Origin of the sequence: Bacteroides faecalis, from assembly GCF_003865075.1 — a bacterium.
In the GTDB taxonomy this organism is placed as follows: Bacteria; Bacteroidota; Bacteroidia; order Bacteroidales; family Bacteroidaceae; genus Bacteroides; species Bacteroides faecalis.
On sequence record NZ_BHWB01000017.1, the window covers coordinates 1 to 12,566 of the forward strand.

The window sequence follows — 12,566 nt, forward strand, 5'->3', positions numbered from 1 at the left end:
GGGACAGCAGTGAAGTTACTTACACTTTGACTTTCATAGCATTTAATGTAAAAACTGCTACTATACTACTTATTGCGTTATCTATATATAATAGAAAAGTTACTCTTCTCTAGTAGAAAACTTTCTTTTCTCAAATAGAAAACTTACCTTTGCTTAATACTAATCTATAATTGCAAGTTTTGATTATATAAACGCAAGTTGCAATTATATAAACGCAACTTGCATTTATAAAAACAGAACTTGCATTTATAATTTACTTTTAAGGGAGAAAAACTTTCCTATTAGGAGAGACGAAGTTTTCTATTAGATGCAAGAAAGTTTTTCTTTAATACAACAGGAGATATTTATTAATACTTAAGATACAGATAGTATGGCACGATAATTATGGAAGAGATGCCCGATATACATAAGACGGGCAAAAAAGTTAACTTATCCGAAGTTTGCCCGGATAGAAAATATGAGTACTAAAGAATTGGCAAAGAGAATTGAAGATGTCAGCGGATTCAGTGCCGGAGACATAGAGGGAATATTTCTTCAGGCATCTATAGAAATGGCATATCTAATGGCAAATGGATATTCTGTGAAATAGATGGAATAGGAACATTCACTCCGTCCCTCACTCTATGCGAAGGTAAAGAGAGGGAAGATGCAGAAGAGGGAGGTAAACACCGTAACGCACAGAGTATTGTAGTGGGAAAGGTGAACTTCCGGGTAGATAGAACAATGATAAGAAACATTAATTCAAGATGCCATCTGGAGAGAGCACCATGGAAAAGACAAAGTTCATCACAAAAATACACCACAGAACAACGACTAGCATTAGCTCTAAAATATCTCGATAATCATGCTTTCCTGACAGTTCGGGAATACCGAAGACTAACCGGTTTGTTACAGACCGCAGCTACCAATGAATTGAGACAATGGGCACATCAACCGGATTCCGGAATAGGGATTGACGGGATAGGATCGCACCGAGTTTATATAAAAAGGAATCAACAAGATAGTGGTGATAGGTGATAGAGAAAGTGATAGGTTACTTTACAACCTATCACCTCTTGTAAACCCGATGAATAAAGGGATACAGAAGTATGGTGATAGGTTGATAGAGAAAAACGCCTTTTTTCTATTGTATGCATACAAATAATTTAAATAAGATTAGACTAATAGTATATACATTTGTAAACCAGACATATAAAGCATTATGAAGAACCATGAAAAACAGCACGCTGCATATTGGATTGCTCATCTGAAAATGACACCTCATCCGGAAGGCGGCTACTATCGAGAGGCATATCGGTCAGAGAAGTGGGCATCAATGGAAGGATGGGGAGCCAAGCGACGAGTCATGACAACCATTCATTATTTATTAGAGAGAAATGATTTCTCAGCTTTTCATCGGATCAAGTCACCTGAGAGTTGGTTCTTTCATAAAGGTGCACCTCTATTGATATATTCCTTTGAGAAAGGGGGATTAGTGTGTCGGGAATTATCTGATCAAGACAGTGGGGTATTGCAAGTGACAATAGAACCGGGAGTTTGGTTTGCTGCCCGATTGAAAGAGCCAAGTACGTTTGCCTTGGTTAGTTGTGCTGTAGCACCGGGATTCGAATATGAAGACTTTGAGTTGGCAAATAGAGACTTATTACTTTCCGAATATCCTGATTACAAAAAAGAAATAATGGGATTGACAAGAAAGCAATTGAAGCAGTATTATCTAAGACTAATATTGCGAGCCACTCTAACACCGTTTTCTGTAAAGCAACCATAAACCTATATTCAATCCATAACCACAAAAGATAGCTCCTATTACCCTATTCTTTAGTGATTCTGCATTATTAAGGAGGGAGCTATTTAAATTCACACAAATATACTAATTTTCAAATATTATTAAATAATCTCATCTAAATTTCCATAAGTTCACCAACGCTATTTTTACTAATATAATAACATCCTATCATGATTTTGAAGGTCTCGAAACAAGCCGCTTAATCCCCTTTCTTTTGCTCAAAATCCTTAAACATGTGCATTTTTTATGCAGTTTTCTTGTCAGAACCAAGTGTTTGCGTAAATTTGCACACTGATAGTTAACCGGATAGTTTTGATAGCAAGACATTACTACTTGACTACTGGCTACTAACTTGTAGAAGTACTAATACTAAAATTAATAACATGAGTTTGAAAATTGTTGTATTGGCTAAACAAGTTCCCGACACACGTAACGTTGGGAAAGATGCCATGAAAGCCGACGGAACGATTAACCGTGCGGCACTCCCTGCCATCTTCAATCCCGAAGACCTGAATGCTCTTGAGCAAGCTCTTCGACTGAAAGATGCTCATCCGGGCTCCACCGTTACCATTCTGACAATGGGACCGGGACGTGCAGCCGATATTATTCGTGAAGGACTTTTCCGCGGTGCAGATAATGGATATTTACTAACCGACCGCGCTTTTGCCGGTGCAGATACACTGGCTACTTCTTACGCACTTGCTACTGCTATCCGTAAAATTGGTGAATGCGATATTATTATCGGCGGACGTCAGGCTATTGACGGTGATACTGCACAAGTAGGTCCACAAGTAGCGGAGAAGTTAGGTTTGACGCAAATTACATACGCAGAAGAAATTCTGGAAGTAGGCGAAGGTAAAATCAAAGTGAAACGTCATATCGACGGTGGTGTGGAAACTGTAGAAGGCCCTCTACCTATCGTTATTACTGTAAATGGCTCTGCTACTCCCTGCCGTCCACGTAATGCAAAATTAGTACAGAAGTACAAACATGCTAAGACCGTTACGGAAAAGCAACAAGGTAATCTTGATTACACTGACCTGTACGACAAGCGTGATTACTTAAATCTGACCGAATGGAGTGTATCCGATGTAAACGGAGATCTTGTTCAATGTGGTCTTTCAGGTTCACCAACCAAAGTAAAAGCTATTCAGAACATCGTGTTCCAGGCTAAAGAGAGCAAAACCATCAGCGACAGCGACCGCGATGTGGAAGACTTAATTGTTGAATTATTAGCTAACCACACTATTGGATAAAGTAATTAAGTAGTGCCACTACTTAACTACCAAAAAACATTAATAATATGAATAACTTATTTGTATATTGCGAAATAGAAGAAGGCATTGTCGCAGACGTTAGCCTGGAACTTCTGACCAAAGGTCGTTCGTTAGCCAACCAACTAAACTGCCAACTCGAAGCAGTGGTTGCCGGAACCAACCTCAAAGATATCGAAAAACAAATCCTTCCTTATGGAGTAGATAAACTCCATGTTTTTGATGGTGAAGGACTTTATCCTTATACTTCTCTTCCTCATACTTCTATCCTGGTGAATCTTTTCAAAGAAGAACAACCGCAAATTTGTCTGATGGGTGCTACCGTTATTGGTCGTGACCTCGGTCCACGTGTTTCTTCTGCATTGACCAGTGGTCTGACTGCCGATTGCACTTCATTGGAAATCGGTGATCATGAAGACAAAAAAGAAGGTAAGACTTACAAAAACCTCTTGTATCAGATTCGTCCGGCATTTGGCGGTAATATCGTTGCTACCATTGTCAATCCTGAACACCGTCCACAGATGGCAACGGTTCGTGAAGGCGTGATGAAAAAAGAGATCCTTTCGCCAAATTACAATGGAGAAGTGATTCGCCATGATGTGAAGAAATATGTAGCCGATACAGACTATGTAGTAAAAGTGATCGAACGTCATGTGGAGAAAGCCAAAAACAATCTGAAAGGTTCACCAATTGTCATATCTGGTGGTTACGGTGTAGGTTCTAAAGAAAACTTTAATTTACTGTTCGACCTTGCAAAAGAACTTCATGCAGAAGTAGGCGCCAGTCGTGCTGCCGTTGATGCAGGTTTTGCAGATCATGACCGTCAGATTGGGCAGACTGGTGTTACTGTTCGCCCCAAACTTTATATTGCTTGTGGTATCTCGGGACAAATCCAGCATATCGCCGGTATGCAGGAAAGTGGTATTATCATCTCTATCAACAATGATCCGGATGCTCCGATCAATTCGATTGCTGATTACGTAATCAATGGGACCGTCGAAGAGGTTGTACCGAAGATGATTAAGTATTATAAACAAAATAGCAAGTAAGGAAAGATGGCTAACTTTTATACAGAAATACCGGAACTCAAGTATCACTTGAACAATCCGATGATGAAACGTATTTGCGAACTCAAAGAACGCAATTACAGAGATAAAGATGAATTTGACTATGCTCCGATCGATTTCGAAGATGCTATAGACTCTTATGATAAAGTATTGGAAATCACAGGAGAGATTACTGGCGAAATCATTGCTCCCAATGCTGAAGGCGTAGATGAAGAAGGTCCTCATTGTGCAAATGGCCGTGTAGAATATGCATCAGGAACTAAGCAGAATTTGGACGCTATGGTAAAAGCAGGATTGAACGGTATGACTATGCCCCGTCAATTCGGTGGCTTGAACTTCCCGATTACTCCTTATACTATGTGTGCGGAAATTGTAGCAGCTGCAGATGCCGGTTTCGGAAATATCTGGTCTTTGCAAGACTGTATCGAAACATTGTATGAATTCGGTAATCCAGATCAGCACAGCCGTTTCATTCCACGTATTTGTGAAGGTGAAACGATGTCTATGGACTTGACAGAACCGGATGCAGGGTCTGACCTTCAATCGGTTATGTTGAAAGCTACTTATAGCGAAAAGGATGGTTGCTGGCTGCTGAACGGTGTAAAACGTTTTATCACAAATGGTGACGCTGACATTCATTTGGTATTGGCACGTTCGGAAGAAGGAACTAGAGATGGTCGTGGACTGTCTATGTTCATCTATGATAAACGGCAAGGTGGTGTAGATGTTCGTCGTATCGAAAACAAACTCGGTATCCATGGATCTCCTACTTGCGAATTAGTATATAAGAATGCAAAAGCTGAACTTTGTGGTGATCGCAAACTCGGTTTGATCAAATACGTTATGGCACTGATGAACGGTGCACGTTTGGGTATTGCCGCACAATCTGTAGGTCTGAGCCAAGCTGCATATAACGAAGGATTAGCTTATGCTAAAGACCGTAAACAGTTTGGCAAAGCAATTATTGAATTCCCGGCTGTATATGATATGCTTGCTATCATGAAAGGTAAATTGGATGCAGGACGTGCACTATTGTATCAAACAGCCCGCTATGTAGATATCTACAAAGCATTAGACGACATTGCCCGCGAACGCAAACTTACTCCGGAAGAACGCCAGGAACAGAAGAAATATGCAAAATTGGCTGATAGCTTTACTCCATTAGCAAAAGGTATGAACTCGGAATATGCCAATCAAAACGGATACGACTGTATCCAAATTCATGGTGGTTCAGGTTTCATGATGGAATATGCTTGCCAACGCATTTATCGTGATGCACGTATTACAAGTATCTATGAAGGTACAACTCAGTTACAGACAGTTGCCGCTATCCGTTACGTGACAAATGGTTCTTATATTTCAACGATCCGCGAATTTGAGGCTATTCCTTGTTCACCGGAGATGGAACCGTTAATGTCTCGTCTGAAAAAGATGGCTGACAAATTTGAAGCTTGCACCAATCTCGTAAAAGGAACTCAAAATCAGGAATTACTTGACTTCACTGCTCGCAGACTTATGGAAATGGCGGCAGACTGTATTATGTGCCACTTATTAATCCAAGATGCAAGTAAAGCACCGGAATTATTTACTAAATCTGCACACGTATATTTGAACTATGCTGAAGCAGAAATAGAGAAACATGACAACTTTATCAAAAACTTCGATCAGGAAGAACTAGCTTTCTACAAGAAATAATCGAAAATAGATAAACAATCTAAAAAGCATCCCTTCTTATGAAGCGGATGCTTTTTTATATCCCTTTTCCAGTAGGAACCAAATAGTCTCTAACCAAAAATCAACAGATAGAACACTAATTGAAAATTAATGATTGTGTATAGCACGAGCATAGTTGCTACAGAGTAAAATATACCTTTCTATTTCTATCATGTTTCACTATTATTCTTTACTTTTGTGTGAAGAAAAATAATACGATTTTATCTATGGTCCAAATATCTAAATAAAGATATCCTTAACCGTAAAAAGAAGTAAATTAAGAATATGGCAGAAAATTTATTCATCAATACAGGAAGTAAAGAAGAGAAATACCGGGAATTACTTCCACAACTATATTCGTTAGTGAGTACGGAAACAGATAGAGTAGCTAACCTCGCAAACATGGCAGCCGGGTTAAAACAGACTTTCGATTTCTTCTGGGTAGGCTTTTATATGATAAAAGAAGATGAACTTGTACTTGGTCCCTTTCAAGGTCCTATAGCTTGTACACGCATCCGTTACGGCAAAGGAGTCTGTGGTACTGCTTGGAAAGAAGTCCGTACACTAATTGTACCTGACGTAGACCAATTCCCCGGCCACATTGCTTGTAGTTCCGAATCCAAATCAGAAATAGTAATACCGATTATCAAGGAAGGAAAGGTCATTGGAGTACTCGATATCGATAGTAATAAGCTAAATAGTTTCGATGAAACAGATGCACGCTATTTGGAAGAAATATGTACATACATCAACTAATTAACGGGTACAAGAACAAATACAAAAAAACAGAGGTTCCATTCAAATGAATCAGAGCCTCTGTTTACTATAAATAGAACCTCCGTTTCTATCAAACAGAGGCTTCATTTTATCACCAATCCATATCTTCGATTTCACGTCCTCGATACAGCAAAAGTTGTTTATGAAGTGAATCTAGTTCACGTCTCATATCTTCCATTCTTTCCAGCAAGTGATGAATAGCGTCAATACCTTCCATATTAATGGACAAGTCATAATACATCCGACTATAACGCTCCACTTCAGGAAGTTGTGACACGAGCAGATAATGCTCGCCACCTTCGGCACGTACTTCAATCAAACCACCTTCTTCCAACAAATCTATAAATGAAGGCTCAATATGACATTTGTGACAGTATTCACTGACAATAATTAATTCGGTCTGCATAGTGCTCATTCATTTTAGTTCATACTCTGTAATTGACGGAACAATTCTTTCTGTTTATCTGTCAAGTTTGTAGGAATCTTAACAGAATAGGTCACAATCAAGTCACCAAACTGTCCTTCTTTCTTATAGACCGGAAATCCTTTACCTTTCAAACGAACTTTCGTTCCATTCTGAGTTTCCGGTTTAATCTTTAATTTCACCTTTCCATCCAATGTACCAATCAGTTTTTCACCACCTAATACGGCTGTGTAAAGGTCTACCTCCACATCAACATACAGGTCATCTCCCAACCGTTTGAATACAGGATCTTCGGCAATCACAAATGTGATGTACAGATCTCCTGCAGGTCCGCCATTGACACCTTCACCACCGTAACCTTTCAGTTTAATGACTTGTCCATCGGCTACACCGGCAGGAATAGTAATACGCACTTGTTTTCCATTAACGGTCAAAATCTGTTTATGAGTTTGAGCCGCATCACGAAGCGCTAGATGAAGTTCAGCATTGAAGTCCCGTCCACGGAATCCGGCATTACTACCTTGCCCTCTGCCCCGTTGCCCAAACATCGATTCAAAGAAGTCGGAGAATCCACTGGCATTACCACCAGAAAAGCCATCACCACCAGACGAATACCAATAGCTTCCATCACCATCAGTGAAACCTTGTCCGGCACCACCGAATCCGCCAAAGCCATGTCCACCACCAAAGCCTCCCGCTTGTTGTCGTGCCTTCTTCTGTGCTTCAAACTCATCAGCATGTTTCCAATGTTCGCCATACTCATCGTATTTCTTACGTTTTTCCGGATCGCTTAGTACTTCATTGGCTTCATTGATTTGCTGAAACTTATCCTTTGCACTTGGGTCATTAGGATTCAGGTCAGGATGATACTTCCTGGCTAACTTGCGGTAGGCCTTCTTAATATCATCCTGAGAAGCACTCTTATCCACCCCAAGAATCTGATAATAATCTATATAAGCCATGTTTTATGAATTTAATCGTTTATTATTCATACCGCAAATAACACACCAACAGGTCTTTTTGATGTCTATTTTAGCACAATTTATCAGTAGTTAATATCCTTCTGTTCCAACATCCGGAAGTCCTGCTTTTTCATACCCAAATCATCCAAAGGACGAGGTTCATTGTGATCGTTCAGATATACCCTCGGTTTCATCGTATAAAGTGGACTCGCCACTGATTGCGAATCATCCCGATAAGCAGTCTCCACTCCTCCTAAATACAACATTGTAGGGAAGAAAGAACTGCTGGAAGAAACGTTTTCATTCTGATTCTTTGTAAGCCCTTCCCAATGTTCCGGATATGTTGTCCGATAACTTTCGGACATCCAGACTAGAAAAGGTACATGAAGTTGATAATAAGAAGGAACAGGTGAAGCGTGCAAAAACAAATGGCGGGAATCATCAAAAATATCTTCCCCATGATCGGAAGTATAGATCATGGCCGCATTCACTTGCTGCTTTTCTAACAGACCAATCAGTCGTGCCAGAAAGCCATCCGTATAACGAATCGAATTATCATACGCATTTATTAAATTATCCCTATACTTTCGTTCTGCATCAGCAGGATAATCCGGAGTAAAATAGGCACTCTCTGATGGATAGCGTTCGCGATAATTGAAATGTGAGCCATACGTATGGAGTACAATAAACTGTTTATTCACCCCTTTGGCTAATTCCTGCTCTACCAACTTCAACAATTCGTCATCAGAAGGATTATACGTTAAGCTAACGGAATCCTCTTTAATAAAATCAGAGGTATCAGCTTCCATTCCGAAGAAATCAATAAAAGAACGGTTATAACGTTGATTAGAGAAAAAAGCAGTTTGAAAACCTGCCTCTTTAAAAGCGGTTATGATTCCTTTCTGATGATAAATGGAATCATAGTTACAGGCTGTTATATTTGATAACAGCATTGGTACACTTTTGTGGGTAGTATTCGATTCTGTCAGCACTTTTGGAAAAGCAATTAGCCCCGACTGCTTTGACAGCTTCGGATTCGTCTCCCTTTCATATCCGTATAGTTGCCAATTCAAGGTACGGGAGGTTTCACCTACTACCATAACATACACTTCTCGTTCATTCTCCGGATGTGTACTCCGAGCGTGAAATGAGAAATCTTTTGATGTCTCATGATAACTTTGAGTTAATGCATTCCGTTGAATGGCTAATGCTACATTATAGCACACATTCACCGGATACAAATCTGATTTCGGTTCATAACGGGAATCTTGTATATAAGCTCCCACAAGACTAATAAGTGAAATACCCAAAACTATAAAAGCCCTTTTCCGTTCCCTACGTATAAATTCCAAAGAAAGCCTTCGTTTCTTAATGATTAAAATCATACCCAACACCAATGCCGGAACATAAAGAACAAACACTATAATAACAGCAGGAATCAGATTATCAAGTAATTCCAGTGCCTCACTAGAATTGGTTGTTACCAAATTCAGAAACATATCGACAGCGATAATCGACTGACCGAATAAGTAAAGCAATACGATCTGAAAAGCTCCGAAAAAAACAAATAAGAACAAAATCCATAACATTTTCCCACAATTCCGGGATAAAGTCATCAACAGATAATAACAAGCAAAAGGCAATAACACATTGCACACTTTTGCCATCAACGGTAACGGCTCTGTAAAACAGAGAACAACGTTAGGTACTATCAATATAACCAAGAACATATAAAATAGGTGTTCCTGGTTTTCTAACCATTTCTTTATATTCTTAAAAAGCTTCATTTATATTAAAAATAAATCCGGTCTGGTGTTTACCAAAACCTAAATCCAAACGTACATTTACTCTTTTCTTAAACTCCCAACGATAACCAAAGCCGTAATTAGGAAGAATATGTTTTGAGGTGAAGCCAGAAAATTTAGGAAATATCGTTCCCGCTCCTGCCCATACAGCCACCCCATTCCTTTTCCACACGTGCTGCCGGAGTTCTATTTGAGCGTCCATCGCACACTTATCACGATAACGTCCTTCATAATAGCCACGCATTGAATAAGAGCTTCCCAAAGTTGCCATTAGTCCCCAAGGAGGATTACCATAATTCAATAAAGCGTGGAACTGTCCAGCTAATACTCCACCTTTCCATACCGTATGGTAATAACTGGTAGTCAATTCGGTACTACTAAAAGCGTATTTATTACCCAAAAATGACGGACTAAACCGTTGGTCAATTCTTAAATAATATCCTCGATAAGCATTAGTCAGGAAATCACGTGAATCATAAAGTAAAGAAAAACCCAAACTAACATTAGTCGTCCGCGCTGCCATCCCTTCCCAGAGTTCCGGCTTTTCAAAATCATGCCCGTCAATATAGTCAAATACTGCCATTGGTCCCACATACAGATTCTTGGCAATACGGATCATAAAGTCTGCTTTCACCTGAGCCTGAAAACGTTTATAGTCACTCTTGTTGTCCGGATTTGCTCCATTATCATATCCTTGTCCCCAATAAAAACTGGGAAATGAATAAAAATAAAGATTATAATTCAAGCGATATTTCTCTTGAGGAAACAAATGATTCCCCCGTATCCCTAACAGATAAAAACCAACTGTAGAGACATCTCCGTAAAGAGAAATATTGGAAGGAGGTAAAATTGTATCATTCCGGTCAGTACGGTACAAACCTGCGGCTACCAACCCCAAACCAAACTTGGTATCACTGGAATAATGAGGACCACCTATCACACTAAAGTCAAACTTCTTATCTTTCTTTTCTTTATTGGCATCATTGAAGTAATCAAGAAATTTTTTAAAAAAGCTCCGACTAACCGGAATAGAATCGGCAACAGATACAACAGAGTCTATCGGTTGTTCTAATGGAGTAGAATTTATTTGTGCGCTTAAAGTCGTTTGTTTGAATAATAGCAGCACTAAAAATATATATCTGTTCAGCCTAGTGTTCATATATAATAATAAGAAGAAGGAAAGTCCGGGACAAAGTTAATTCTAAACTTTTTATTAAAACACGATTACAAAGGCTTTTGTTGTTCTATTTTTCTCTTTTAACGTTTAAAAAGTCGTATAAATTCAGCCACATCTTCGTCAGTTGTATCATAAGATGTCACCAGACGAATTTCATTCTTTTCTTCATTCCAGAAATAGAAAAAGTAAGATTGTAACATTCGGTCAATAAGAGGGCGGGGCATTGTCAGGAACAACTGATTACTTTCAGCTTTTTGCGTAAAAATAACATCCGGACACTTCTTCAATTCCTGATAAAGTTTTGCTGCCATAGCATTAGCATGAGTTGCATTTTTTAACCAAAGGTCATCAGTCAGATATGCAGTAAACTGGCAAGAAAGATAACGCATCTTTGAAGCCAATTGCGCTGACTGTTTCCGAATAAAACGAGCATCCCGATGCAAATCCTTATTAAACACAATAACACACTCACCCATCATCAAACCATTCTTAGTGCCACCAAAACTAAGAACATCCACTCCACAATCTACGGTCAATTCTCGAAGAGAAAGATTCAGTGCAGCACAGGCATTCGCTATTCTTGCTCCATCCATATGGACATACATACCATTCAGATGGGCAAAGTCCGTCAGCCGTTTTAATTCTTCAGGAGTATAAATTGTTCCGAGTTCAGTACATTGAGATATATAAAGAGCTTTGGGTTGTGAATGATGTTGATCACCGAAACCATGAAGATAAGGTTGCATGAGTTCAGGAGTCAGTTTTCCATCAACTGTTATGATAGGACGAATCTGACAACCTGTCATCTTTACTGGAGAACCACATTCGTCTACATAAATATGGGCAGTTTCAGCACAGAAAATAGAATGATACGGACGAGTCATTAACTGTAATGCAACCACATTACTACCTGTCCCATTAAAAACAAACAACGGTTCACAATCGGAAGTGAAAACTTCCTTTATCTTGCGGACAGCTTCTTCTGTCCATTTGTCATCACCATAACCCAATGCATGGTCCACATTCGCCCGGTTCAGTGCATCCATTACCATCGGGTGTACTCCGGAATTATTATCAGAGGCAAAACTTCTCATTGTTACTTCGCTTTTTAATCGGAATGCAAAGTAACAGAATTATTTTCAGATATGCTTCTTTTATCCTATATAAACATTCACGCAGAGATAAACATATAGTTCATCATTACATTGGTCAAACTCTATTTTATTTTCTCTGGACAACCAGCCTAAGGCGGCACCTAATTCCTTATCTTTTAGCCCAGACTTTCTTTTCAGAACTCCATAGCCCCATTTCTCATTATTACTTAACAACTGCCAAACCTTACCTGCATTCAGTCCAATTTCTTTTTTATCCATTTTACACTAAAAATTTTATAGGTTAAAACATTAAGTTACAATTTCACCTGTAAAAATAACCAATTGATATTGCAATTGTTTATTCGTTTTTACTAAAATACTGTTACAAAACTCCTTTTAACACAAAAACAGTGTTCTACTTTCGCAAAATAGGTTCACCAGCATACGTTAAAGTTGAACTTTTCTTAATAAACATCTGTTATTATTC

11 protein-coding genes and 1 pseudogene are annotated in these 12,566 nt (G+C 39.0%); 6 read left to right on the forward strand and 6 right to left on the reverse strand.

Going from position 1 to position 12,566, the window contains the following annotated elements; translation table 11 throughout:
* Positions 1-384: 384 nt before the first annotated feature.
* The 6 genes and pseudogenes from EJF25_RS19875 (at position 385) to msrC (ending at position 6,596) form a co-directional block, all read left to right on the forward strand.
* A pseudogene (locus EJF25_RS19875) lies at positions 385-1,017 on the forward strand (HU family DNA-binding protein).
* A 184-nt stretch (positions 1,018-1,201) separates the two neighbouring features.
* Positions 1,202-1,768, forward strand: a complete 567-nt coding sequence (locus EJF25_RS19880; protein WP_125042408.1) for a cupin domain-containing protein — start codon at positions 1,202-1,204, stop codon at positions 1,766-1,768.
* Between the two features lie 401 nt (positions 1,769-2,169).
* Complete coding sequence (locus tag EJF25_RS19885) at positions 2,170-3,042, forward strand: electron transfer flavoprotein subunit beta/FixA family protein (protein ID WP_125042409.1); 873 nt, start codon at positions 2,170-2,172, stop codon at positions 3,040-3,042.
* A gap of 47 nt (positions 3,043-3,089) precedes the next feature.
* Entirely contained in the window at positions 3,090-4,109 is a 1,020-nt protein-coding gene (locus tag EJF25_RS19890) for an electron transfer flavoprotein subunit alpha/FixB family protein (protein ID WP_125042410.1), read from the forward strand.
* A gap of 6 nt (positions 4,110-4,115) precedes the next feature.
* On the forward strand, positions 4,116-5,822 hold the full coding sequence (locus tag EJF25_RS19895) for an acyl-CoA dehydrogenase family protein (protein WP_125042411.1): 1,707 nt from the start codon (positions 4,116-4,118) through the stop codon (positions 5,820-5,822).
* Between the two features lie 303 nt (positions 5,823-6,125).
* Positions 6,126-6,596: a free L-methionine (R)-S-oxide reductase MsrC gene (gene msrC, locus EJF25_RS19900; RefSeq protein WP_125042412.1), complete on the forward strand. Its 471-nt coding sequence runs from the start codon at positions 6,126-6,128 to the stop codon at positions 6,594-6,596.
* Between the two features lie 112 nt (positions 6,597-6,708).
* Here the strand turns inward: msrC and EJF25_RS19905 are convergent, their stop codons facing one another.
* The 6 genes from EJF25_RS19905 to EJF25_RS19930 form a co-directional block, all read right to left on the reverse strand.
* The gene (locus EJF25_RS19905; protein WP_200832947.1) at positions 6,709-7,023 is read right to left on the reverse strand and encodes a chaperone modulator CbpM; all 315 of its coding nucleotides are present in this window, start codon (positions 7,021-7,023) and stop codon (positions 6,709-6,711) included.
* 14 nt (positions 7,024-7,037) lie between these two features.
* On the reverse strand, positions 7,038-8,003 hold the full coding sequence (locus EJF25_RS19910; RefSeq protein ID WP_125042414.1) for a DnaJ C-terminal domain-containing protein: 966 nt from the start codon (positions 8,001-8,003) through the stop codon (positions 7,038-7,040).
* A gap of 83 nt (positions 8,004-8,086) precedes the next feature.
* Positions 8,087-9,790, reverse strand: coding sequence for a phosphoethanolamine transferase family protein (locus tag EJF25_RS19915; protein ID WP_125042415.1), 1,704 nt, complete (start codon positions 9,788-9,790; stop codon positions 8,087-8,089).
* Positions 9,777-10,967, reverse strand: coding sequence for a BamA/TamA family outer membrane protein (locus tag EJF25_RS19920; protein WP_125042416.1), 1,191 nt, complete (start codon positions 10,965-10,967; stop codon positions 9,777-9,779). The genes EJF25_RS19915 and EJF25_RS19920 overlap by 14 nt, the downstream gene beginning before the upstream one ends.
* A gap of 98 nt (positions 10,968-11,065) precedes the next feature.
* On the reverse strand, positions 11,066-12,079 hold the full coding sequence (locus EJF25_RS19925) for a threonine aldolase family protein (protein ID WP_125042417.1): 1,014 nt from the start codon (positions 12,077-12,079) through the stop codon (positions 11,066-11,068).
* A 60-nt stretch (positions 12,080-12,139) separates the two neighbouring features.
* Positions 12,140-12,358 (reverse strand): winged helix-turn-helix domain-containing protein, encoded by a 219-nt coding sequence (locus EJF25_RS19930; protein WP_125042418.1) that lies wholly within the window; start codon positions 12,356-12,358, stop codon positions 12,140-12,142.
* Positions 12,359-12,566 lie beyond the last annotated feature (208 nt).

What these genes read in the sequence shown, in the direction of transcription:
- EJF25_RS19880 (WP_125042408.1), top strand. Translation starts at nt 1,202, where the DNA reads ATGAAGAACCATGAAAAACAGCACGCTGCATATTGGATTGCTCATCTG.
- EJF25_RS19885 (WP_125042409.1), top strand. Translation starts at nt 2,170, where the DNA reads ATGAGTTTGAAAATTGTTGTATTGGCTAAACAAGTTCCCGACACACGT.
- EJF25_RS19890 (WP_125042410.1), top strand. Translation starts at nt 3,090, where the DNA reads ATGAATAACTTATTTGTATATTGCGAAATAGAAGAAGGCATTGTCGCA.
- EJF25_RS19895 (WP_125042411.1), top strand. Translation starts at nt 4,116, where the DNA reads ATGGCTAACTTTTATACAGAAATACCGGAACTCAAGTATCACTTGAAC.
- msrC (WP_125042412.1), top strand. Translation starts at nt 6,126, where the DNA reads ATGGCAGAAAATTTATTCATCAATACAGGAAGTAAAGAAGAGAAATAC.
- EJF25_RS19905 (WP_200832947.1), bottom strand. Translation starts at nt 7,023, where the DNA reads ATGCAGACCGAATTAATTATTGTCAGTGAATACTGTCACAAATGTCAT.
- EJF25_RS19910 (WP_125042414.1), bottom strand. Translation starts at nt 8,003, where the DNA reads ATGGCTTATATAGATTATTATCAGATTCTTGGGGTGGATAAGAGTGCT.
- EJF25_RS19915 (WP_125042415.1), bottom strand. Translation starts at nt 9,790, where the DNA reads ATGAAGCTTTTTAAGAATATAAAGAAATGGTTAGAAAACCAGGAACAC.
- EJF25_RS19920 (WP_125042416.1), bottom strand. Translation starts at nt 10,967, where the DNA reads ATGAACACTAGGCTGAACAGATATATATTTTTAGTGCTGCTATTATTC.
- EJF25_RS19925 (WP_125042417.1), bottom strand. Translation starts at nt 12,079, where the DNA reads ATGAGAAGTTTTGCCTCTGATAATAATTCCGGAGTACACCCGATGGTA.
- EJF25_RS19930 (WP_125042418.1), bottom strand. Translation starts at nt 12,358, where the DNA reads ATGGATAAAAAAGAAATTGGACTGAATGCAGGTAAGGTTTGGCAGTTG.